The 22925-nt window shown below is 64.0% G+C and carries 24 protein-coding genes and 1 tRNA gene; 9 read left to right on the top strand and 16 right to left on the bottom strand.

The window, feature by feature from the left end; translation table 11 throughout:
* Positions 1-496 precede the first annotated feature (496 nt).
* From rplL to C2U70_RS03650, 8 genes are all read right to left on the bottom strand, one after another.
* Entirely contained in the window at positions 497-874 is a 378-nt protein-coding gene (rplL, locus tag C2U70_RS03685) for a 50S ribosomal protein L7/L12 (protein ID WP_008136432.1), read from the bottom strand.
* A 54-nt stretch (positions 875-928) separates the two neighbouring features.
* Positions 929-1447, bottom strand: coding sequence for a 50S ribosomal protein L10 (rplJ, locus tag C2U70_RS03680; RefSeq protein WP_140976519.1), 519 nt, complete (start codon positions 1445-1447; stop codon positions 929-931).
* A 576-nt stretch (positions 1448-2023) separates the two neighbouring features.
* Complete coding sequence (locus tag C2U70_RS03675; RefSeq protein WP_140976502.1) at positions 2024-2986, bottom strand: 2-hydroxyacid dehydrogenase; 963 nt, start codon at positions 2984-2986, stop codon at positions 2024-2026.
* A gap of 93 nt (positions 2987-3079) precedes the next feature.
* Entirely contained in the window at positions 3080-3772 is a 693-nt protein-coding gene (rplA, locus tag C2U70_RS03670) for a 50S ribosomal protein L1 (protein ID WP_140976501.1), read from the bottom strand.
* A gap of 6 nt (positions 3773-3778) precedes the next feature.
* The gene (rplK, locus tag C2U70_RS03665; RefSeq protein WP_057745528.1) at positions 3779-4207 is read right to left on the bottom strand and encodes a 50S ribosomal protein L11; all 429 of its coding nucleotides are present in this window, start codon (positions 4205-4207) and stop codon (positions 3779-3781) included.
* A 135-nt stretch (positions 4208-4342) separates the two neighbouring features.
* Positions 4343-4897, bottom strand: coding sequence for a transcription termination/antitermination protein NusG (gene nusG / locus C2U70_RS03660; RefSeq protein WP_140976500.1), 555 nt, complete (start codon positions 4895-4897; stop codon positions 4343-4345).
* Positions 4897-5088, bottom strand: a complete 192-nt coding sequence (secE, locus tag C2U70_RS03655) for a preprotein translocase subunit SecE (RefSeq protein ID WP_140976499.1) — start codon at positions 5086-5088, stop codon at positions 4897-4899. Before secE ends, nusG begins: the two co-directional genes overlap by 1 nt.
* 290 nt (positions 5089-5378) lie before the next feature.
* Positions 5379-5454 (bottom strand) — tRNA-Trp (locus C2U70_RS03650).
* Between the two features lie 150 nt (positions 5455-5604).
* On the opposite strand from C2U70_RS03650, the gene C2U70_RS03645 reads away from it, so the two are divergent.
* The gene (locus tag C2U70_RS03645; RefSeq protein ID WP_140976498.1) at positions 5605-6828 is read left to right on the top strand and encodes a serine hydrolase domain-containing protein; all 1224 of its coding nucleotides are present in this window, start codon (positions 5605-5607) and stop codon (positions 6826-6828) included.
* A gap of 145 nt (positions 6829-6973) precedes the next feature.
* Here C2U70_RS03645 and C2U70_RS03640 read toward each other — a convergent pair whose 3' ends face one another.
* Positions 6974-7741, bottom strand: coding sequence for an SDR family NAD(P)-dependent oxidoreductase (locus tag C2U70_RS03640; protein ID WP_140976497.1), 768 nt, complete (start codon positions 7739-7741; stop codon positions 6974-6976).
* A 39-nt stretch (positions 7742-7780) separates the two neighbouring features.
* Entirely contained in the window at positions 7781-8470 is a 690-nt protein-coding gene (locus C2U70_RS03635) for a histidine phosphatase family protein (RefSeq protein WP_140976496.1), read from the bottom strand.
* Between the two features lie 134 nt (positions 8471-8604).
* Between C2U70_RS03635 and C2U70_RS03630 the strand changes: the two genes are divergently transcribed.
* Together C2U70_RS03630 and argE are read left to right on the top strand one after the other, a co-directional pair.
* A complete protein-coding gene (locus tag C2U70_RS03630) occupies positions 8605-9390 on the top strand; it encodes an SDR family NAD(P)-dependent oxidoreductase (RefSeq protein WP_140976495.1) in 786 nt (261 codons plus the stop codon).
* Positions 9391-9602: 212 nt separating this feature from the next.
* The gene (gene argE / locus C2U70_RS03625) at positions 9603-10775 is read left to right on the top strand and encodes an acetylornithine deacetylase (RefSeq protein ID WP_186294044.1); all 1173 of its coding nucleotides are present in this window, start codon (positions 9603-9605) and stop codon (positions 10773-10775) included.
* A gap of 129 nt (positions 10776-10904) precedes the next feature.
* On the opposite strand, the gene C2U70_RS03620 is transcribed toward argE, so the two are convergent.
* Positions 10905-11903 carry an AraC family transcriptional regulator gene (locus C2U70_RS03620; protein ID WP_140976493.1) on the bottom strand — a complete coding sequence of 333 codons (999 nt, stop codon included), beginning with the start codon at positions 11901-11903 and terminating at the stop codon, positions 10905-10907.
* 269 nt (positions 11904-12172) lie between these two features.
* Between C2U70_RS03620 and C2U70_RS03615 the strand changes: the two genes are divergently transcribed.
* From C2U70_RS03615 to C2U70_RS03605, 3 genes are all read left to right on the top strand, one after another.
* Entirely contained in the window at positions 12173-13768 is a 1596-nt protein-coding gene (locus tag C2U70_RS03615) for a YadA family autotransporter adhesin (protein WP_140976492.1), read from the top strand.
* Between the two features lie 235 nt (positions 13769-14003).
* Positions 14004-15521 (top strand): YadA-like family protein, encoded by a 1518-nt coding sequence (locus C2U70_RS03610; protein ID WP_246666654.1) that lies wholly within the window; start codon positions 14004-14006, stop codon positions 15519-15521.
* A 26-nt stretch (positions 15522-15547) separates the two neighbouring features.
* A complete protein-coding gene (locus C2U70_RS03605; RefSeq protein ID WP_140976491.1) occupies positions 15548-16132 on the top strand; it encodes a hypothetical protein in 585 nt (194 codons plus the stop codon).
* 6 nt (positions 16133-16138) lie between these two features.
* Here the strand turns inward: C2U70_RS03605 and C2U70_RS03600 are convergent, their stop codons facing one another.
* Both C2U70_RS03600 and C2U70_RS03595 read right to left on the bottom strand, forming a co-directional pair.
* Entirely contained in the window at positions 16139-16765 is a 627-nt protein-coding gene (locus tag C2U70_RS03600; protein ID WP_140976490.1) for a LysE family translocator, read from the bottom strand.
* Positions 16766-17214: 449 nt separating this feature from the next.
* A complete protein-coding gene (locus tag C2U70_RS03595) occupies positions 17215-17697 on the bottom strand; it encodes a DUF1772 domain-containing protein (protein ID WP_140976489.1) in 483 nt (160 codons plus the stop codon).
* 93 nt (positions 17698-17790) lie between these two features.
* Here C2U70_RS03595 and C2U70_RS03590 point away from each other — a divergent pair, with 93 nt between their 5' ends.
* Together C2U70_RS03590 and C2U70_RS03585 are read left to right on the top strand one after the other, a co-directional pair.
* Positions 17791-18450, top strand: coding sequence for a TetR/AcrR family transcriptional regulator (locus C2U70_RS03590; RefSeq protein ID WP_140976488.1), 660 nt, complete (start codon positions 17791-17793; stop codon positions 18448-18450).
* Between the two features lie 187 nt (positions 18451-18637).
* Positions 18638-20041: a GSCFA domain-containing protein gene (locus C2U70_RS03585; protein ID WP_140976487.1), complete on the top strand. Its 1404-nt coding sequence runs from the start codon at positions 18638-18640 to the stop codon at positions 20039-20041.
* Between the two features lie 75 nt (positions 20042-20116).
* On the opposite strand, the gene C2U70_RS03580 is transcribed toward C2U70_RS03585, so the two are convergent.
* Positions 20117-20524, bottom strand: coding sequence for an ACT domain-containing protein (locus C2U70_RS03580; protein WP_140976517.1), 408 nt, complete (start codon positions 20522-20524; stop codon positions 20117-20119).
* A gap of 252 nt (positions 20525-20776) precedes the next feature.
* On the opposite strand from C2U70_RS03580, the gene C2U70_RS03575 reads away from it, so the two are divergent.
* The gene (locus C2U70_RS03575; RefSeq protein ID WP_140976486.1) at positions 20777-21079 is read left to right on the top strand and encodes a GIY-YIG nuclease family protein; all 303 of its coding nucleotides are present in this window, start codon (positions 20777-20779) and stop codon (positions 21077-21079) included.
* Positions 21080-21145: 66 nt separating this feature from the next.
* Here the strand turns inward: C2U70_RS03575 and argC are convergent, their stop codons facing one another.
* Positions 21146-22126 (bottom strand): N-acetyl-gamma-glutamyl-phosphate reductase, encoded by a 981-nt coding sequence (gene argC / locus C2U70_RS03570; RefSeq protein WP_140976485.1) that lies wholly within the window; start codon positions 22124-22126, stop codon positions 21146-21148.
* Positions 22123-22791 (bottom strand): FMN-binding negative transcriptional regulator, encoded by a 669-nt coding sequence (locus tag C2U70_RS03565; RefSeq protein WP_140976484.1) that lies wholly within the window; start codon positions 22789-22791, stop codon positions 22123-22125. Before C2U70_RS03565 ends, argC begins: the two co-directional genes overlap by 4 nt.
* Positions 22792-22925 lie beyond the last annotated feature (134 nt).

The following is a 22925-nucleotide window of genomic DNA, read 5'->3' as shown; positions in this document are numbered from 1 at the left end:
TCTCATTTCGGCGCCCGATCTGGGCGCGCCATCCGGGACACGGCTGCCACCGCTCCCCGGGTTGAATTTTTCGAACCCGTTTCGAGAGCCAGAAGTCCAATTCAGGACGGAAGAGTCCTGAACTGTTCTTCAGACCTTCAAAACGCAAAACGACGCGCGGGGCGCGAAGGCGCACCCGCCCGTCACAACGATTGTCTTCACGGACTGCAAAAGCCCGAAATAGCCTGCTCTCCCAACGGCTTGCGGAGAAACTCGCCTTTCCCGCCGCCGCGCTTTCGTGCTGCCGACCCGATATGGGGCGACAATAGTGGAGATTCGAGGGGTAAGCCCTCAAATCCCCACACTTTTTCGTGTTCGGCCTGCGTCGGGTTGTCCCGTCGCACGCCTTTTGCATTGGAACCGCCTGCCCACGGCCGGAACCCGGCCACTGAACTTGCGGACCAAGATCCCGGGTCTCGCTCGCGCTCGCCCGGGATCCCGCTCAAGTGAGCCGTGCTTACTTGAGCTCGACCTTCGCGCCAGCCTTCTCGAGCTGGACCTTGATCTTCTCGGCTTCGTCCTTGTTCACGCCTTCCTTGACAGGCTTCGGCGCGCCCTCGACGAGGTCCTTTGCTTCCTTCAGGCCCAGGCCGGTGATGGCGCGGACTTCCTTGATGACCTCGATCTTCTTGTCGCCAGCGGAGGCGAGAACGACCGTGAACTCGGTCTTCTCTTCCGCCGGAGCGGCGGCAGCGCCACCACCAGCCGGGCCGGCCACGGCGACAGCCGCGGCAGCCGAAACGCCCCACTTCTCTTCGAGGAGCTTCGCGAGTTCGGCAGCTTCGAGCACGGTGAGGCTCGAGAGGTCGTCAACGATCTTCTGCAAGTCAGCCATTGTTCAGTTTCCTTACGTGTATGTCTGGTTCGGGTTTGAGTTTTGCGAAGGGCGTCAGGCCGCTTCGCCCTTTGAGGCATGAGCCTGGATGACGCGCGCGAGCTTGCCCGCGGGCGCGTTGGCGAGCTGGGCCAGCTTGGTCGCCGGGGCCACGATGAGGCCGACGATCTTGCCGCGCAGTTCGTCAAGCGACGGCAGCGAGGCAAGCGCCTTCACGCCGTCGACATTCAGGACGGTCTTACCCATCGATCCGCCAATGATGACGAACTTTTCGTTCGCCTTGGCGAATTCGATGGCGACCTTCGGCGCCGCTACCGGATCGTTCGAAGTGGCGATCACGGTCGGTCCCTTCAGCATAGGACCGATGGCAACGACGTCAGTGCCTTCAAGAGCAATTTTGGCGAGACGGTTCTTCGAGACCTTCACCGAGGCGCCAGCCTGCTTCATCTGCATGCGCAGCTTCTGCATCTGGGCAACGGTCAGGCCGGAATATTGGGCAACGACCGCGACGCTCGTGGTCTTGAAGACCCCATTGAGCTGTTCGACCGCTTCCTTTTTTGCCGCTCGTTCCACAGCAAGCTCTTTCCGGTTGGCGGTCATCGCAAAAGCGGGACCGCCGGGTTGCACCCATCGTCCCACCCAAACCTGAACCTCTGGGTCAAAACCCTTTGGACACGCCGGGGCGAGACGACAATTGAAGCCTGCCCTCCCGAAAGCCTTTTGGGCCCGCGGGGTGTCGAGGTCCGAACCAGACCCTTCCGAGCCGCCCAAAGGCAAGGCTGCGGAGTGAAATCCGGTCTTCACCCGTCTGTGCAGGCCATGCGATTAAGCCGTTGAAGAACCTAAGTTCTCCGCGGGCGCCTGCAGTCTTGGACAGGACGAGGTCATCCGGCATGCCGGCTAACCCCTGCGCGCCTTCCACCTACCGATGGGTTCTCTTTCCTTTCGGGCAAATCCTTTCGGACGTCCTGAAAAGGAATGATCTCCTACCGTGTCGGGTTTTCGGAATGCGCGCACGAACGCGCCAGCAACGGCCAGCACGTCCGGAGGCGGTTCTTTAACCGCTCCGGCGGCGCTTGCCAAGAGCAAAATTCACACCAGTTCCAATCGATTGGCCGGATCACTTGACCCGGGCCCAAAGCGTCCGATTCAGGACGATTTGCCCCCTTCGCGGACCGCATAAGGTAGCGGCTTGCCGCCGAAGAACGCGGTCAGGTTGGCCAGCACGCAATTCTGCATCGCGACGTGCGAATCGAGGGTGTGACCACCGATATGGGGGCTGAGGACCACGTTGGGCAGCGCCGTCAGCGCGTCGGGCGCGTGGGGCTCCCTGGCGTAGACGTCGAGGCCGGCGCCCGCGATCGTCCCGTCGCTTAGCGCCGCGACCAGTGCGGCCTCGTCGATGACCGAGCCGCGGGAGATGTTGACGACGTAGCCGTCGGCACCCAAGCGCTTGAGGATGTCGGCGTTGACGAGGTGGTTGGTCTCCTCGCTCGCCCGTACCGCCACCATCAGCACGCTGCACCAGTCGGCCAGCGCCTCCAGCGTCGGAAAATACTGGTACGGCACGTCATGCCGGCTGCGGCTGAAATAACCGACCTCTGACTCGAATGCGGCACAGCGCACGGCAATCTTGCGGCCGATCTCGCCCATGCCGTAGACGCCGATGCGACGGCTCGGCATCCCCGCCTGCGGCCGCATCAAGGGCGATTGCTTTGAGCCGGCCCAGTCGCCGCTCCGGACATATTGATCGGCGACCAGGATCCGCCTTGTCGTCGCCAGCATCAGCGTCATCGCGATGTCGGCAACCGAAGCGGCATTGGCGCCCGGACTATGGCCCACCGCGATGTTGCGCGCCGCGGCCGCCTTCAGGTCGACGCCGTCATAACCGGTGCCGTAGCAGACGATCGCACCCAGCTTCGGAAAGCGATCCATCTCGGCGGCGCCAAGCGGCGTGCCGCCCGCGGTGAGCATCGCGCGGACATTCGCGATCTCGGCCGGAAACACCTCGTGCGCCGACTTCCCCGCGGTGTCGAGCAGTTCGAACGCTTCCGCAAAGCGCGTCATCATCGTCTTCGGAAAGCGCGAGTAGATCAGGACCTTGTCAGCCATTGTTGTTGTTTCTCCCGAAGCTCGCCTCACAAACGGAAGGGGCGGAATCGGTTGCCCAATTCCGCCCCTGCCTTCATCTCTTTATATATCGCCTTAGCCGAGGATGGTGCCCGGCTCGACCTTCACGCCGGGGCCCATGGTCGAGGACACCGCAACGCGCTGGATGTAGGTACCCTTGGAACCAGCCGGCTTCGCCTTGGCGACCGCATCGGTCAGCGCCTTGACGTTCTCGACCAGCTTCTCCTCGGAGAACGAGGCCTTGCCGACGCCGGCCTGCACGATGCCGGCCTTCTCGACGCGGAACTCGACCGAACCGCCCTTGGCGCCCTTCACGGCATTGGTGACGTCCATGGTCACGGTGCCGATCTTCGGGTTCGGCATCAGGCCGCGCGGGCCGAGCACCTTACCGAGACGGCCGACCAGCGGCATCATGTCGGGAGTGGCGATACAACGATCGAAATCGATCGTGCCTTCCTGCACCTTCGCGACCAGGTCTTCGGCGCCGACGACGTCGGCACCCGCGGCCTTGGCTTCGTCAGCCTTGGCGCCACGGGCGAACACGCCGACGCGCAGCGTACGGCCGGTGCCGTTCGGCAGGTTGACGACGCCGCGAACCATCTGGTCGGCGTGACGGGGATCGACGCCGAGATTGATCGCGATCTCGATCGTCTCGTCGAACTTCGACTTGGCGCGCTCCTTGACCATCTTGATGGCCTCCGCGAGCGGATAGAGCTTTTCGCGGTCAACGCCCTCGCGGGCCTTCTTCAAACGCTTTCCGATTGCCATGACCGCTTACCCCGCCACTTCCAGACCCATCGAACGGGCAGAGCCCTCGACCATCTTCATGGCCGACTCGATGGTGTCGCAATTCAGATCCTTCATCTTCTTCTCGGCGATCTCGCGCACCTGCGCGCGTGTCACCTTGCCGGCCTTGTCACGGCCCGGCGCCTTCGAGCCGGACTGGATCTTCGCAGCCTGCTTGAGGAAGTAGGACATCGGCGGCGTCTTCATCTCGAAAGTGAAGGAACGGTCCGCATAGATGGTGATGATCACGGGGATCGGGGTGTTCTTCTCTTCCTTCTGGGTCTGGGCGTTGAACGCCTTGCAGAACTCCATGATGTTGAGACCGCGCTGACCAAGCGCGGGACCGATCGGTGGCGACGGGTTCGCCGCACCGGCCGGGACCTGAAGCTTCAGGTATCCGGTCACTTTCTTTGCCATGTATCACTCCTGTTGTGCCGGCCTCATCGGCCAGCGGTTTCAGGTTCCGTGGTTGGGATCGAGTGCAGCTGGCAACCGCCCTCTTCCTCCCACGGCCTTGTTTTGTGTGAAGCCCTCGGCCTCACACGTACCCGATCAGACCTTCTCGACCTGACCGAATTCCAGTTCGACCGGCGTTGCACGGCCGAAGATCGACACCGCGACCTTCAGGCGCGAACGCGCCTCGTCGATTTCCTCGACCACACCGGAGAACGATGCGAACGGGCCGTCGGCCACGCGCACGTTCTCGCCGATCTCGAACGACACCGACGCCTTCGGCCGCTCCACGCCCTCCTGCACCTGATGCAGAATGCGCATCGCCTCGTTCTCCGAGATCGGCATCGGCTTGTTTTCGGCGCCGAGGAAGCCCGTCACCTTCGGCGTGTTCTTGATGAGATGGAACGCCTCGTCGGTCAGCTTCATCTTCACCAGCACATAGCCCGGGAAGAATTTCCGCTCGGCGTCGATCTTGCGGCCGCGGCGCACTTCCGTGACCTTCTCGGTCGGCACCAGGACCGCCTCGAACAGATCCTCGAGGCCGCGCTGTTTCGCCTGCTCGCGGATCGATTCCGCGACCTTCTTCTCGAAGTTCGAGTAGGCGTGGACGATATACCAACGCTTGTCAGACAATTGAGCCGTTGCTGTTGCCATCAGTGAACGCCCAGAAGGAGGGTGACGAGGTAGCGGATGATCTGGTCGGCGGCGAAGAAGAAGATCGACGCTAAGGCGACCATGACGAACACCATGATGGTGGTGATCGTGGTCTCACGGCGGGTCGGCCAGGTGACCTTGGCGGTCTCCGAGCGCACTTCCTGCAAGAATTTAAACGGGCTGATCGCCATCGTTCGGTGTCCAACATCCGTCGCGAGACGGCTCAAGAATTTCAGGGGATCCGAACAGCCGCCTTGGGCCCAGCCCTCAATCAGAAGGATGAGCCGGAAACCGGGCTCGATTGTTCGGGGATTTCAAAGCCGCGCCGGAGATCCGCGTTTAACGGGCCGGCTGCAGGTGGCGGCTATCTACTGCGGATGGGGCCAAAGGTCAAGGTCGCGCCCGGTGCAGCCGATACGCCCGGCTACGGGAGGTCAGCTCGGAAAGGTTCGGGGATCAACGGGTTAGAGGCGGGGTTCGCTGGCAGGAGTGGCAGGGCTCGAACCTGCGACCCCCGGTTTTGGAGACCGGTGCTCTACCAATTGAGCTACACTCCTAGCGCGGACCGCGTCGCCGCGGATCAGCGCCGCTTTCAAGCACAGGGGGCGGCCGGATTGCAAGGGAGAAGCGCGAGGAGACGGCTTGTTCGGACCGCGACTTCTGAGCCACAGTTCATCTTCAACAAGAAGAGCAACCCGGGAGAGACCATGAACCCCCAAGCCGCCGCAAAACCCGCGACCGCCCCGCAGACCCCATCCCTGCCGCAGGCCAAGCCCGAAACGATCGGTTTGTCCCCTGCCCGGCTGCAGGTGATGTCGGACGCCTTCAAGCGCGAGATCGACAAGGGAACCATTCCCGGCGTCACCGTGCTGGTAGCCCGCCGCGGCCAAGTCGGCTGGTTCGAGGCGCTCGGCAAGCAAAACCCGGCCTCGCCGGCGCCGATGGCCCATGATTCGATCTTCCGCGCCTTCTCCATGACCAAGCCGATCGTCTCGGTCGGCATCATGATGCTGATTGAAGACGGTCACTTTCTGCTCAGCGATCCCGTCTCAAAGTTCATCCCGGAATTCGCCGACCAGAAGGTCGGCATCGTCGTGAACGGCAAGCTCGAACTGGTTCCACCGGCGCGCCCGATGACGGTCCAGGACCTGCTGCGCCATACCTCGGGCCTGACCTATGAGCACCAGGGCGATGGCCCCGTGCACAAGCTCTACCAGGAGTCCCGGGTCCGCAGCCGCAAGATCACCAATGCCGAGCACGCGGCGCTGGTCGCGAGCTTCCCCCTCGTCTGCCATCCGGGCGCGGAGTTCAACTATAGCCGCTCGACCGACATCCTCGGCCGCATCATCGAAGTCGTCAGCGGTAAGTCGCTCGGCTCTTTCCTCGACGAGCGCATCCTCGCACCGTTGCAAATGATCGACACCGGCTTCTCGACCAACGAGGCCAATGCCGGCCGGCTCGCAGAAGCCTTCCCGACCGATCCCTGGACCGGCGACAAGGTGGCGCTCTTCAATATGCTGGAGAAGCCGGTGATGGAGTCGGGCGGCGGCGGTCTCGTCACCACCACGATGGACTACGCTCGCTTCTGCATGATGCTGCGCAATGGCGGCTCGCTCGACGGCAACAGGATCATCGGCCGGAAGACGCTGGAGCTGATGGCGTCAGACCATCTCGGCACCGACGTTCCGACCAACGGCACGCTGCTGTCGCCCGGCCACGGCTTTGGTCTCGGCTTCGCCGTGCGCCGCGAGGCCGGGATTGCGCCGTTCCCGGGCAGCGTCGGTCAGTATTTCTGGAGCGGCATTGCGGGCACCTTCTTCTGGATCGATCCGCAGGAGGATTTGTTCACGGTGTTCATGAGCCACGGCCCCGGCCAGCGCGACTATACGCGCACGCTGGTGCGGGACCTCGTGAACGCGGCGGTGGAGTGAGGTCTCGTGCCCCGGACGCGCTGCAACGCCGTAGCGTTGCTGCGCAGAGCCGGGGCCCATGCCTCCGTGATCTCCGTGACTTTCTGGGTCCCGGCTCTGCGGAGCGGCACTGCGCGCCGCACCGCGTCCGGGACACGAGCGTGCGTCAGCTGATCGTGGCGCCGCCGTCGATCACCATGGTCTGGCCGGTCATGAAGTCGCCGGCCTTGGAGCCCAGAAACACCGCCGCGCCCGCGATCTCGTCGGGGATGCCGATGCGGAGCAGCGGCGAGCGCGAGGTCGATGCCTTCAGGTTCTCCGGATTGTCCCACAAGGCCTTCGCGAAGTCGGTCTTGATCAGGCCGGGCGCGATGCAGTTAACGCGGATATTGTGCTTGCCGTATTCGCAGGCGAGGTTGCGCGCGAGCTGCATGTCGGCGGCCTTCGAGATCGCGTAGGCACCGAGGATGGTCGAGCCCTTGAGACCGCCGATCGAAGATACGATGATGATCGAGCCGTCCTTGCGCTCGATCATCTGCGGCACCACCATCGAGATGATCCAGTTGTTGGCGACGATGTTGTTGTCGAGGATTTTTCGGAACTGATCGTCGGAGATGCCGGCGAGCGGACCGTAATACGGATTCGACGCGGCGTTGCAGACGAGAACGTCGATCTTGCCGAAGGCGCGGTTGCTCTCGTCGATCAGGTTTTGCAGGTTCTCCTTCGAGGAGATGTTGGCGGCGATCGCGACTGCCGTGCCCTTGCCGAACTTGTCGTTGATGCCTTTGGCGACCTCTTCGCAGACATCGGCCTTGCGCGAGGAGATCACCACCTTGGCGCCGTGCTCGGCCATGCGCTCGGCGATCGCGAGCCCGATGCCGCGCGTCGAGCCGGTGATGACGGCGACTTTTCCCTTCATGTCGAACAAGGTCATGTTTCTCTCCCGATTGACGACGTTAGTTTGATTTTGAACTCAAGCGAGCTTCTTGACTTCCGGCCCCGCCGGCTGATGCATCGCCGCATGCGCGTCATCGTCGATCCACGGCTGCTGATTGACCATCGGCAGGCGCCAGACCGAGCGCTCGGGCGCCTGGAAATAGTCGAGCCGCGTCACCGAGCAATTGTCGATATCGAAGGACAGGCCCCGCTCCGGCTGACCGTCGAGCGCGAAACCGAGCGCCGCCTTGATCGTGCCGCCATGCGCGACCGCGATGATGTCCTGTCCGGCCGCCTCGACGTTGATCCGCTCGATGGTACGGCGGGTGCGGTTGTAGAGATCCATGAAGCTTTCGCCGCCGGGCGCGGGCACGTTGATGTCGGCGAACCAGCTACTGCCCGGCGGACGGCTGGCCAGGAACGCGGCGCGGCTGGTGCCCTGCCACTCGCCGAGATGCTGTTCGGCGAGATCGGCCTCCCGCGTCATCGACGCAGGCTTCGGATAACCGGCCGCCCAGATCGCTTCCGCAGTCTGGTGCGTGCGCATCAGATTGCTGGAGTACCAGACCGCGTGACGCGGCAGAACCTTTGCGACCGCGTTGAACACGTAGGTGTCGCTGGTGTCGCAGGCGAGATCGCTCTGCCCGTAGATGTTGCCGCCGTCATTGCGCACCGGCGCATGACGGACCCACCACCATCGTGTCGTGACCACTTTCGGCTTGTCCATCGAAACTCTTCCATCCCGTTTCATGTCGCTGTACGTCAGTAGCGAACGCGTCTCAAGTCGCTAGCGTGTTTGAAATTCTGTTTGAAATTCCGTCGCGCGGCAAGCGTCGCGCGCGAGCCAAAAGGGAGAAACGCATGGGCCGCCTGCAAGGGAAATCCGTCATCATCACTGGCGCAGGCAGCGGCATCGGTCGCGCAGCCTCGCTCCTGTTCACGAAGGAAGGCGCCAAGCTCATCGCGGTCGATCGCACCGAGGCGGTGAAGGAGACTGTCGAGGAGGTGAAGAAGGCCGGTGGCGTCGCCGAGGCGATGCTGGCCGATGCGGGTTCCGAGAAGGACGTGATCGCAGTGATCGACCGCGCGGTGAAGACGCATGGGCGGCTCGACGTGATCTGGGCCAATGCCGGCGTCTCCGGCGGGCTGGTGCCGCTCGGCGAGCAGACCGTTGAGCAGTGGCAGGAGGTGCTGCGCATCAACCTGATCGGACCGTTCCTCGCCGTGAAGCACGCGATGCCGCACATGGTGAAGCAGCAATATGGCGCGATCGTTCTGACCGCGTCGGTTGCGGGCCTCAAGGCCGGCGCCAGCGGCCATCCCTACGCCGCCAGCAAGGCCGGCGTGATCTCTCTGGTGCAGACCACCGCCTACTCGCTCTCAGGCACGGGCGTGCGCATCAACGCGGTGTGCCCCGGCCTGATCGAGACCGGCATGACCAAGCCGATCTTCGACCGCGCCAAGGAGCGCGGCACCGCCGACAAGATCGGCCAGCTGAACCCGCTGAAGCGCCCCGGCCAGCCGCACGAGCTCGCGGCCATGGGGCTGTTCCTGGCGAGCGACGAGGCTTCCTACGTCAATGGGCAGGCCTTCCCGGTCGACGGCGGGCTCACCGCGTCGATGCCGTATACGGGCAAGCCGGTCTAGGCACCTGCTCTTCGACATGCCCGGGCAAGGCCCGGGCATTTTTCGGTCGAAAACAACCCCATGCACAGTAGGAACGCGGCAGCCGCGTGACGACGTGGATCGTTGCGCCGATCGGGCTGATTTGCCCGCCACACCATGGGGTTGGTATGGTTCGTGCCTCCCGTCTGGCGGTCGATCCGACCAGACATTCGAAAACGAACTGGACCATGCAAATTCCAACATCTGACCGCATCCGCACGCTGCTTTCCGACCTCGTTGCGTTCGAAACCGTCAGCGATCGCTCCAACCTCGCCTTGATCGCCTATATCGAAACCTACCTCGCCTCCTTCGGCATCAGGGGACAGCGGATCGTTGACGAAACCGGGCAGAAATCGTCGCTTTGGGTGACGATCGGGCCACAGGACCGCGGCGGTTTCGTTCTGTCGGGACATACCGATGTCGTGCCGGTCGCAGGGCAAAACTGGACGCACGACCCGTTCAAGCTGGTCGAGCGCGACGGCCGTCTCTACGGCCGCGGCACGACAGACATGAAGGGCTTTGTCGCGGTCTGCCTCGCCATGGTGCCAGAGATGGTCGAGGCAAAACTCAAGACCCCCATTCACCTCGCGATCTCCTATGACGAGGAGATCGGCTGCGTCGGCGTGCGCCCGATGCTGCGCGAGGTCGACCGCAAGCCCGTCAAGCCGATCGGCTGCTTCGTCGGCGAGCCCACGGAGATGAAGGTCATCATCGGCCACAAGGGCAAGCACGGCGTGAAGGCAACGTTCAGGGGCCTTGCAAAACACTCCTCGATCGCGCCCGACGGCGTCAACGCGATCGAATATGCGGCCGAGCTGATCACCGAGATCCGCCGCCGCGCCGAGGCACTGGCCGCAAAGCGCGAGGCGAACAGCCTCTACGACGTGCCGCATTCGACGCTACTGACCTCGATCGTGCATGGCGGCGCCGCGCTCAACATCGTGCCCGATACCTGCACCGTCGAATTCGAATGCCGCGGCATAGGCATCACGGAATCGAAGGAGGTGACGGATGCAATCGTAGTCTGGGCGAAGGCCGAGATCGAGCCCGCGATGAAGAAGCGCCATCCCGATTGCGGCATCGATTTCGAGGAGATCCTCGACTATCCCGCGCTCGATACGCCGGCCGACGCCGCCATCGTCACGCTTGCGAAAAAGCTCGCAGGGCGCAACGAGCACGCCAAGGTCGCCTTCGGCACCGAGGCGAGCCTGTTCGTCAGCATGGCCGACGTGCCCTCGGTGGTGATCGGCCCCGGCGGAATCGCGCAGGCGCACACGCCGGACGAGTTCGTGGAGATGTCGGAGCTGTTGAAGTGCGGGGAGTTCGTCGCCGGGCTGATCGCGCATTGCGCGGCGACGGAAGCATAGCTTCGTAGGTGGGCAAAGCGAAAGCGTGCCCACCTCATGTGCTTCAACAGACGCGGTGGGCACGTCGCGCGAAGTGCGCGCCTTTGCCCACCCCACGAATTGCGTTCTGCTCCGGCAGTCTTGCTCGCCTCATTCCGTGCCCGACGCACCTGCCTGCTCGCGCAGCGCCTTCGGAGTGATGTCGAAGGCGGCGCGGAAGGCGCGGTAGAAGCTCGATACGTCGAGGAAGCCGCAGCGGAAGGCGATGTCGGAAATCGACAGATCGGCGTTGACGGGATCGAGCAGGTAGACGCGGGCCCGCCGCAACCGCGCCGCCATCACGATTTGCGAAAAGCTCTCGCCGGCCTTGGCCAGCATGTGCTGGACGGTGCGGGACGGCATGCCGAGCCGGCGCGCCACCCGCGCCAGGCTGACCTCGGGATCGAACGCCTGCTTGCTGATCGTCTGCCTGACAAGAGCGAGTCGGGCCTGGTAGACGGCCTCCTCACCTTCGGCGCCTTCCACACCGTTCACGGCGCCGAGCCAGCGGCCGGTGAGCCGCACCAGATGCTCCGTCGCCTCCGCGGCGCCCTTTGCATCGAGCCCCGCCCCGTTGGCGATGAGCAGGCGCGCATATCCGGTCAGGAGCTGATAGTCGGCGCCGGTGCAGTCGAGCGGACGGCAGGCCAAGTCGACCGGAGACAGGCCCCATTCCCTGAACACCGCATTCGGCATCTTCAGGCTCACGCAGTAGCCATCTCTCGGCGCGACGGCCTGCATGCTCGCGTCCATCACGACCAGACCGGCCTGCTCCGGACGAATCTCGAGCTCCCTGCCGAGCTGCCGCGCGATCTGGGGCGTCGAGCCGATGTTGAAGCTTAGATAGACGTGATCCTCGTCGTCGCGGTTGATGTGCTTCCTGGTTCGCGCGCCGCAGAAGGACGAGCTGAACATCTCGCCGAGGGCGATTTTGTCGTTGAGCAGGAATTTGTGCGACCCGATGATCCGCGCATCGTCCTCGGCAAAGCCCATCTCCATGTTGGTGACGATCTGGTCGAAGAATTGGGCCCAGATTCTGGCCCGGACTTCCGGATCACTGACATTTTCAAGCGCGGTCGTGTCGAAGGCCAGACTTTGAAAAACCGACATCAATGCTCCGCTGGCAACCAAGACAAGAAGACCGGGAGGGAGAACTTCGCACCCTCCGGCAATGATTTGCAATAGACGCAACGTGCTTGCGCCCCAGGCGGTAGTGACTGCCCGGCGCACATTTTAGACTGGGGCCGGCACGACGGCGGCTGAGGGGACGCTGAACCGAAGCACGAGTTGAGTTTGCATTGTTGCCCGGTGGTTAGAGCCGCGCTCCGATCCAGCAACTGACGTCGTACGCAATTGTGGAATTGGGCTGGGGCATGATGATGCTGGTGCGGTTGGGCTCGGCGACGAGCGGCGGTATTTCCGTCGGGGTCTGGCAGGCAGGTCTGGTGCGAGCCTTCGCGAGCCGGCGCCTGAGGTATCTCGCCTGGGCCTTGTTTGCCCTCGCCGCCGCGGGTCAGTTGCTGGCATCGCGGCCGGCCGCGGCCCAGTTCATCTGCGGTCAGGCCGGGACCGGGTCGGATGGAGGAGCCAATGCGTCCGGCGGCAGCAATTTAGCCTGCGGCATCAACGCCAATGCAAGCAGCCCGTTTGCCTCCAACTCCCAAAACACGGCGCTCGGAACGTCCAGCTCCGCGACGGGAGATATCGGTAGAAACGTGGCGGTCGGTGTCTCGGCAACCGCCAACGGAGACCTGGGTTTCAACATCGCTGTGGGCGGGAACGCGAACGCGAACGGGAATTTCGGCAACAATATCGCGATCGGCCGGAATGCCGACGCCAGCGGCGACTCCAATTCCAGTGTCGCGGTGGGCGCCATTTCGGTTGCAACCGGCTTCCTTTCGTCGGCCTTCGGCCCAATCGCACAGGCGCTTGGCAGCCGGAGCACGGCCCTTGGGGTCAGCAGCGTCGCCAACGGCAACAACAGCACGGCCGTGGGCTCCAGCAGCACCGTTACCGGTGACAACATCGGCGCCTTCGGCACCGGACAGACCGTCAACGGCAGCAACAGCACGGCGGTTGGCTCCAGCAACACCATCAATGGCAACAACAGCGGCGCGTTCGGCACCGGGCAAACCGTCAACGGCAACGGCAGCTTCGCCATCGGCGATCCCAACACCGTCAACGGCAACGGCTCTTTCGTGCTCGGCGACAACAACACGGTGAACGGGCCCGCCGTCGCCGGCAATGGCGACAACATCCAGCTCGTCGGCTCCAACAACGCCATTGCGGGCACCGCAAGCGCCGCCGGCTCTTCCGTGTTCGGCAGCGGCAACGCCGTCAACGCAACCAATGCGGTGGTGATGGGCAACAACGGCACGGTCTCGGGCGCCAATGCGATCGCGATCGGCCAAGGGACGTCGGTCACCGGCGCGAACGCGATCGCACTCGGCACCGGCGCCAGCGCCAATTTCGCCAACTCCACCGCTGTTGGCAGCAATGCGGCAACGACGCGCGCCAACCAGGTCGCGGTCGGCACCACAACCAGCACCTACACGTTGGCCGGCATCACCTCGGCTGCGAGCAAGGCCGCGCAATCCGGCACCACGCAGATCGTGACGTCGGATGGAGCCGGCAACCTTGCGACGACGACGGCGGCAAGCCTCGGGCTTGCCTCCACCGCCGACATCAACGGCATCAACGCCCAATTGGCTGCCCTCAACGGCCGTGTCGACAACCTGACGCGGGAATCGCGCGGCGGCGTTGCGTTGGCGCTCGCGGCCTCCGGCCTGCAATTCGACCCCCGCCCCGGCAAGGTCTCGATCTCAGGCGGCTTCGGCAATTTCCAGGGGCAGTCCGGCCTCGCGGTCGGTCTCGGCTATGCCTATTCGATGAACACGCGCTTCAACGCGGCGTTCACCGCCGCCCAGCAGGGCGCCATCGGCGTGCGGGCCGGCGCATCGTGGACGCTGAATTGACGGAATGAAACGGCCGATTCTGCGCTGACGGTCGCGGCCGGCAGGCTGCGCGGCTCCGTGGACGGCGGAAGCCAGCGGATTATTTTCCTTGTGTGGCGCAGGCGCCATAGCTCGACTCCCCAGCCCTCAATAAAGTCAGAAACGTTCCGGAAACACAGTGGTGCGCAATGTCACGGGTGCACCTGCTGCCTGTTGGCACGGACCGGCCAAGGCGGGCACAGGAGAATCGCGAGCCATGACTTTCGCAAAATGCCGGGCGACATGGCTGCTGGCGATGAAGTTGCTGGTGATGAACGTCCTCGCGATCTGCGCCGTGCTCGCCCCGCACCCGGCGGTGGCGCAATTCTTGTGCGGTCAGGCCGGCACCTACGCAGTGGCCGGCGGCAACGTGACCGTCCCGGATGGTGCCGCCACTGCGACGAACACATCCGACCTGGGCTGCGGCCCCGGCGCCAATGCGTTCGGTCTGGGCGGCGCTACCTTCAACACTGCAATCGGCTCCAGCTCGAATGCCAGTAGCTCCGTCGGAGTCACCGTCAACGTCGCGACCGGTTACGCCGCTGATGCGCATGGCGATTCCAGTTTCAATACCGCAACGGGCGGAAACGCGCGGGCCTATGGCAACAGCAGCTCCAACGTTGCGATGGGGATGAACTCCTTCGCCAACGGCAACAGCAGCAGCAATATTGCGATCGGTTATCAAGCCAACGCCACCGGCAACAATGCGCACAACACCGCGGTGGGCAATCAATCGCGGGCGACGGGCACCGACAGCTCGGCGTTCGGCCATAACGCGCAGGCGTATGGCAGCCAGAGCGCGGCCTTCGGCACTTACAGTTTCGCCAACGGCAGCAACAGCACGTCCGTCGGCTCGCTCAACAGCATCGTCGGCAACAACAGCGGCGCCTTCGGCACCGGGCAGACCGTCAACGGCAACGGCAGTTTTGCCATCGGCGATCCCAACACCGTCAACGGCAACAACAGCTTCGTGCTCGGCGACAACAACACCGTGAACGGGCCGAACGTTGCCGGCAATGGCGACAACATCCAGCTCGTCGGCTCGAACAACGTGATTGCCGGCACGTCGAGCGCCGCCGGCTCCTCCGTGTTCGGCAACGGCAATGCCGTCAACGCCACCAATGCCGTGGTGATGGGCAACACCAGCACGGTATCCGGCGCCAACGCGATCGCGATCGGCCAGGGCACCTCGGTCACCGGCACCGATGCAATCGCGATCGGCACCGGCGCCAGCGCCAATTTCGCCAACTCCACCGCCGTCGGCAGCGGCGCGGCGACGACGCGCGCCAACCAGGTCGCGGTCGGCACGGCCACCAGCACCTATACGATGAGCGGCATCACCTCGGCCGCAAGCAAGGCCGCGCAATCCGGCACCACGCAGATCGTGACGTCTGACGGTGCCGGCAATCTCGCGACGACGACGCTCGCCGGCCTTGGGCTTGCGTCGGCGGGCGATGTCTCGGCGATCAATGCCCGGCTGGACGACCTCAACACGCGCACCGGCAAGGCGACGACCGGCGTGGCAATGGCCTTCGCGATGGCGGGTGTGCCGACACTGATGCCGCAGGAACGCTTCGCGGTGACCGCGAACTGGGGCAATTTCCAGAGCGCCAACGGGCTCGCGTTCAACGCCGCGGCGCGCGTGACCGACCAGGTGCAGCTCAATGCCGGCGTCGGTTACGGCGCCAACCAGAACCTGTTCGGCGCGCGCGTCGGCGTGCGGCTCGGGTGGTAGGGCGGCAGACCGAGATGCACTCGCGCATGCGCGTTACGCGCTCCCTGCTGGCTCCGGCCGCGACCGTCGTGGTGGCCCTTGCGCTGGCGCTGGCAGTCGCCGTGGCCGTCACCCATTCGACGCTGGCCCAGAGTGACAAGCCTGCGCCCGCTCCGCAATGGCCGCAGCAGCCGCAGCTCCCGGTCAGCGTGGAGCAGGCGCTGTATCTGATCCGCTCGACCCTGCTGACGCTGAACGACGCCAACCGCACGGGCAACTATTCCGTGCTGCGCGACCTCGCCGCGCCCGACTTCCAGGCCAAGAACACCGCGGCCGACCTCGCGCTCGGCTTCACCGACCTGCGGCGTCGAAATTTTGACCTGTTCTCGGTCGCGCTCGCCGCGCCCCAGCTGTCGACGCCACCCTTTCTCGACCCCGGAAAGATGCTGCGGCTGACGGGCTATTTCCCGACCCGTCCGCTGCAGATCAATTTCGACCTGACGTTCCAGAACGTCGGCAATCAATGGCGGCTCTACGGCATCTCGGTCGCAACACCGCAGGCGCCGCCGGAGACGGCCGCAGCCACGCCACCAGCCAATGCCAAGAAGAGCGCCAGCGCTCCGAAACCGTGAGCGCGCTCAACGCTCCTGCAGCGCCAGGCGGACCCCGATCGCGCAATAGATCGTCCCGACCACCCTGCCCTGCCACTTCACGACCGTCGGATGGCGACGAAGCAGGTTGCCGAGACGGCCCGCGCCGACCGCGAACACGATGGTGCTGACGAGGCCAAGCAGCACGAAGATGACGCCGAGCGTGGCGAGCTGAAGCGGAATCGGTCCGTTCGCGGGATGCACGAACTGCGGCAGGAAGGCGAGGAAGAAGAGTGCCGTCTTGGGATTGAGCACCTCGGTCACGACGGCCTGGCGAAAGGCCCGCCCCGCAGTAATCGGCGATGCGCGCTCCACGGTGTCCATCGGCACCCTTTCGAGAATCGCGCGGATGCCGAGATAGACGAGAAAGGCCGCGCCGGCATATTTGATGATGCTGAACAGCAGCGCGGAGGTGGCGATGATCGCCGAGAGGCCCGCGATCGCCATGGTCGTATGGACGAGATCTCCGGCCGCGATCCCGGCGCCCGTCGCGATCCCGACCTTCGTTCCGGAACTGGCCGCCCGCGCCATGGTCAGCAGCGTCGCCGGCCCCGGAATGAAGACGAAGCCGAGCACGATGAGGATGTATGTGATCAGGGTGGTCAGATCGATCATGCGCCTGTTCCCGGGAGGATGATGAGCGTAGCAGACTGTGGGCCGGTGAATAGTCCACTGGCACGAGCAAGCGGTCGTCGATCTACCCGACCATGAATCCGCGTTCCGCGTGCGTCACCCGCTTGATCTCGGTCCACTCCGCATCGGCCATGAAGGCGGCCCACGCGTTGCAGGATGACGAATATGCGCAAAACCTTGAGCACATGATGCGCCCACAATGGTCCATTGCGTGACCGGCCGACCTCTGCGAGTTAGTCTCTCCAGACCAATCCAGGAACGCTTAATTATGCTCTGCCAGGCCACCAAGGCATGGGCCGCGAGATCACCGGGATTGTAGCTACGGTGCCCGCATGAGCCAACGGGTCGGCGCAAAGCGCCGCCCGATGACGGGCTCCGCGACATGCGCGGTGCTTAACCCGGATATCGCTGCGCTCATCCGGGCTACGAAGCTACGAAGCGAGCACCGCGATGAACAGCACTGACGCCCCCAACGAGGCGACCGTGCGGGCGTGATTCCAGAACGTCCAGTCCTTCAGATATGTCGCCCACAATGACGCCGCCTCGGCGCTCGACGGCTGCACGGCGGCGAGCGCGTTGTTCAGAGGCACGTTGAACACGGCCGTCACCACGAACATCCCGATCACATAAGCGGTGCCGCCGATGATCATGGCGGCTGCGCCCGGCTCGTTCAGACGCAACAGGCCCATCACGACGAGCACGGCGCAGGACAGCGTGGTGCCGAGAAACACCGGCATGAACAGCGAGCGCACGATCTCGACATTGATGCTGTTCATGGCGGCGATGCCGGCCGCCTGATCGATACGGCCGAGCGCGGTCATGATGAAGGCCGAGAAGGCGAAATAGAGCCCGCCGATCAGGCCGCAGCCGATCGCCGACAACCAGAGCAGGCCCGTGGTGAGAAGCTGGCGCATGCGGCACCTCCAATAATACGATAGTTTCTCGCATTTGATAAAAGCGATAAACTCTCGTATTCTTGCCGTCAACTCTTTTTGGGCGAGGAGCCGATGGCGGGACGACGCGTGAACAAGAAGGCTGCGCCTGCGGGCCGGGCGGCGCTGGTTCCGACCCAGGAGCGCAGCCGCGAGCGTTTCGACCGCATCCTCGCCTGCGCGGCCGAATTGATCAGCGAAAAGGGCAGCGACGCGTTCCGGATGAGCGATATCGTCGAACGCACCGGCATCGCGTTCGGCTCGCTCTACCAATATTTTCCCGACAAGAGCGCGATCATCAAAACGCTGGCCGAGCGCTACAATGCGATCGGGCGCGACTGCGTGCGGCGCGACCTCACCGAGATGAAAAAGCTCGGAGACCTCCACCCAGCCCTGTGCCGGATCACCGACGGCTATGTCAGGATGTTCCAGGAGCACCCGACCATGCACCACATCTGGCAGGCCACGCAGGCCGACCGCGCCCTGCAAAGGATCGACCAGGACGATGTCGCCTACCTCGCCGGCCTGCTCCGCGAGGCCCTGCAGCGCGTCGCGCCGAAGGCGCCGGCCGTGGCGCTCTCGAGTTTCGCCGAGCTGACGATGGTGCTGATCGCAGCCGCGGTCCGCCAGGCAATCGCGCTGCCGCCTGCCGAGGCCCGCCGGACGCTCGCGCTGTTCAAGGCGCTGCTGCCGAAGGACTTGACGGCAGTGGAACGCTTGACGCGTGGCACTTAAAGGGAGCCGGATGCAGCCCGCAATTCCCCGGGCATCTCGGTTAAGATTCCCTTAAGACGAATCAACGCCACTTGGCGGCCTGCCAACGGGCGCGTTCGCTGCCCGTTGCGCGGCTCGTCTTCGTACCCGTGCGTGTACCTGCGTCTGTGCCTGGCTGTATCTGCCGTCGGAAAATCAAGGGTGCATCTTGTCCAAGACCACAAAACCCGCCGCTCCCACCCAGTTTGAGGCCGTGACCGGTCAGCTCAGGGACCTCGGCAACAAATACATCGAGGACAAGGACTACATCAGCGCCCAACTGACGTTTCGGAAGCTGCTTCAGCTCGACAGCAAGGACGTCAACGCGCGCTTCATCTACGCGCATCTGATCGAGGACGGCACCCACAAGAAGCACGCCGAGGCGCGCGACCTGCTGCTGTCGATCCTGGACGATCACCCCGACATCTTCAACAATCCGACGGAAGACAATCTCAACCTGATCCGGGGCGCGGCGCTCAGGTGCAGCAATATCGGGCCCAATGTCAGGGCCATCGATCTGTTTCGCAAGCTGGCGCGCGCGTCGAACCGCGCCGACGACTATTTTCATCTGAGCGAAGTTCTGGTCCGGTGCAATGCCTTCGAGGAGGCGATCACGAGCCTCGAAAAGGCGATTGCGCTGGACCCTGCGCGCTTCGGCACCGAGGCAAACTGGGAGACGCTGCGGTCCGCAAAGTCGCAAACCGGAAAGTCGTCCGGGGCGGCCGACGCGAGGAAGGTCGGCCGTTACCCTGAAACCACCGACTTCACCGGCGATCTCGGCAAGCTGATCCGCAACCACATCGCCGTGAACCTGAACGGCGCGCCGAAATTCATCGCGAAGACGACCCGCTTCTTCACCATGGGATCGTGCTTCGCCAGGAACCTGTCGAAGAACCTGAGCGACAATGGCTACGCCAGCCAGCACATGGAGATCTCGGAATACGTCAATTCGACCTACGCCAACAAGGTGTTCGTCGACTGGCTGCGCGACGCTCCGATCGACGACGGCATCCTGCGCAGGTTCGTCGAGCTGCTGCCGCCGGGCTGGAGCAAGGAAACCACGCTCGAGGCCATCAGGAAGAGCGATGTCTTCATCCTGACGCTGGGCGTTGCGCCCGCCTTCTTCGACAGGGCAACCGGCGCGTTCGTCCTGCCGCGGCCGTCGGCACTGAATTCCAGGGCGCTGGCAGAGAAATATCTGTTCCGGACGACGAGCGTGCAGGAGAACGTCGACAACGTCCGCTATCTCATCGACTTTATCCGGCAGACCGCCCCCGGCATCAAGATCGTCGTCACGGTCTCTCCGGTGCCGCTGCAGGCCTCGTTCGAATTCGAGTCGGTGGTCCAGGCCGATTGCCTGTCCAAGAGCACCATGCGGCTGGTCGCCCATGAAGTCGTGAACAACTCGGATATTTCCGACATCTTCTACTGGCCATCGTTCGAGGTGTTCCGATGGGCAGGCTCGAATGCCAGCGATTTCTACGCCGCCGACGACGGTGCGGCCTGGCACGTCTCCGAGGACAAGGTGTCCGGCACGATCAGGGCGTTCGTCGAGATGTTTTCGTCGACGTGATGCGGGACGCGTAGCCCGCATGAGCGCAAGCGACATGCGGGACGCTTGACCCGGGTATCGCTGCGCTCACCCGGGCTACGACCCTGCCCGGCACGACATGTCCCGCAGGAGCGCGAGCGCCTCATCGGCCTTCTCGACCGGCACGAACAGATGATCGTGATGGAACGCCGACACGGCATTGACGCTGATGCCGGCATCCGCCAGCCGCGCCGTGACCGCCGCGAGGAAGCCGACCGCGTCGAGCGCGGAATGGACGTTCAGCGTGATCAGGCGCGAGGCGAATTGCCAGGACAGGCCGATGCTGTCGGCGTCATCGCGCCGGAGGACGAGCGTCGTGCCCTCGCGCTCGCGGAAGGTCAGCAGCGGGTTGATCGTGTCGGCGATCTTTTCGTCATCAGGTAACGTGGCGAAGACAAAGACGCCGTCCTGCATCTCGGGCTGCATGTGTTGCAGCAGGGTTTGAAGATTGCGTTCGGCTGACATCATCCGCACAGGAGCCTGGCTTCGTAGGGTGGGCAAAGCGGAAGCGTGCCCACCGCGTGTGCTTCTGCAGAAGCGGTGGGCACGGCGCTTTGCACCTTTGCCCACCCTACAGGATCGGATCAAAGACAGATATCGTGTCCCGGACGCGGTGCGGCACGAAGTGACGCGCCGCTGAGCCGGGACCCAGAAAGCGTTGGCAGCACCGCCGAAATCTGCAACTTTAGGCGGTAAGGGGCAGCCGACGACAGTTCCATGCAGACATGCTTCTTCGTCTACATCCTAGCGAGCAAGCGAAACGGGACGCTCTATGTCGGCGTCACCAACGATCTCGTCCGGCGAATTGCCGAACATAAGGCGAAGCTCATCCCCGGGTTCACCCGGCAATACGGGGTGACCTTGCTAGTCTATTTCGAAACGTACGAATCCATCCTCGAAGCACGGGCCCGCGAGCATTCGTTAAAGCGTTGGCGGCGCGCCTGGAAGCTGACGCTGATCGAGAAGCTCAACCCAACTTGGCGTGATCTGACAGAGGAACTGAACTCCTTGGCGACCTGACTGGGCCCCGGCTCAGCAGCGCAGCGCTGAAGATGCGCTGCGCTGCGTCCGGGGCACGACACAGCCCTACTTCTCCGGCAGCCCCAGCATAAGATGCATGTTCTGCACGGCAGCACCCGATGCACCCTTGCCGAGATTGTCGAGCCGCGCGACCAGCACTGCCTGGTGGTACTTGTCACTGGCGAAGACGTAGAGCTCGAGCTGATTCGTCTCGTTGAGCGCTTCCGGCTCGAGTCGGCCGGTCTTGCTCGCCTCGTTCTGGAGCGGCATCACCGAGACGTATTTCGATCCCGCGTAGTGCTTGGCGAGCGCGGCCTGCAGATCGGCGCCGCTGGGCTTGCCCGGCAGCGCGTCGAGTTGGAGCGGTACCGAGACCAGCATGCCCTGCCGGTAATTGCCGACGGAGGGAATGAAGATGGGCCGCCGGGTCAGCTTCGAATAGAGCTGCATCTCCGGCAGATGCTTGTGCTCGAAGCCGAGGCCGTAGAGCTCGAAGGACGGCGCGCTGCCATCCTCAAAGCTCGCGATCATCGACTTGCCGCCACCCGAATAGCCGCTCACCGCATTGACAGTGACGGGATAGTCCGGCGGCAACAAGCCGGCATCGACGATCGGCCGCAGCAGCGCGATCGCGCCGGTCGGATAGCAGCCGGGATTGGAGACCTTTTTCGCGGCCTTGATCTTGTCGGCCTGGTCGGGCGCGAGCTCGGCAAAACCATAGGCCCAGTCGGGCGCGACACGGTACGCGGTCGAGGCGTCCAGCACCTTTGGACCCGCAGCGCCCATGCTGTCGATCAGCGCGACGGTTTCTTTCGCCGCATCGTCCGGCAGGCAGAGGATCACGAGATCGACCTCCGCCATCAGCGCCTTCTTTGCCGCGGGATCCTTGCGCTTGTCGTCGGGGATCGTCTTGACCACGACGTCGTTCGAGAGCCGCAGCCGCTCGTTGATGCCGAGCCCGGTGGTGCCGGAGCCGCCATCGACGAACACTGAGGGCTTTGTCGTGGCCCCGGCGGTGGGCGCCTGCTTGGTGTCGGTGAGGCTCATGGTACGCTCCTTTCGAGCTTGTTGGTTTCACCTGCAAACGCGTCGGGCCGCGCCTGCCGCATCAGGCCCGCAATCGCCTGCGAGCCGGGATCAGTCTGCGACGCCAGCGCGCCGGCGATTTCGGCGTAATCGGCCTCGGATTTGTGCTGGCTGAACTTGAAGCTTCCTTCGACTTCTTCCACCGTCATGAGCAGGGCCACGATCCCCTTCTTCAGGGCTTGCAGCCGCCCGGCCGTCATCTTCGCCGACGTCCAGGGCTTTTTCGGTAACAGCCGGTCCTCGAACTTGGCGCTGAGCGTGTCGATCTGCACCGTCAGCTCATCGTCCGACAACGCACGCACCGATCCGCTCAGATGCACCGCCTGATAGAGCCAGGTCGGCACCTGATCGGGCGAGACGTACCAGTCCGGCGAGACATAGGCATCCGGACCGTTGACCGCGAGCAGCCAGGAGGTCGCGCCGTCCGCCAGCTTTACCAGCGGATTGTGACGGGCGACATGAAAGGCGGCCTGCGGCGTGCCGTCGGCGGCATAGGTCAGATAGAACGGCAGCGCGGAGGCGGCCGGCTTGTTGCCGTCGAAGGCGCAGAAGGTGCCGAAACCGCGTGCCTCGGCAAAGGCGAGGCTCGCGGCGCGGTCCTGCTTGAAAAAGGGTGGCGTGTACATCGTGGTCTCCTGCTCGGCCTCCTGTTGGGGGCCGCCGGATCAGATCGCGCTGACAGGAGAGAGAATGCCGCGGATCGAGTCCAGCGGCAAAGACGATGATCTCAAACGCGATCGACCGCCCAAACCGCAAAACT

This window comes from Bradyrhizobium guangdongense, from assembly GCF_006483445.1.
Taxonomy (GTDB): domain Bacteria; phylum Pseudomonadota; class Alphaproteobacteria; order Rhizobiales; family Xanthobacteraceae; genus Bradyrhizobium; species Bradyrhizobium guangdongense_A.
Note: the sequence above shows the minus strand (reverse complement) of the source record. Positions and strands in the feature narration are given on the sequence as shown.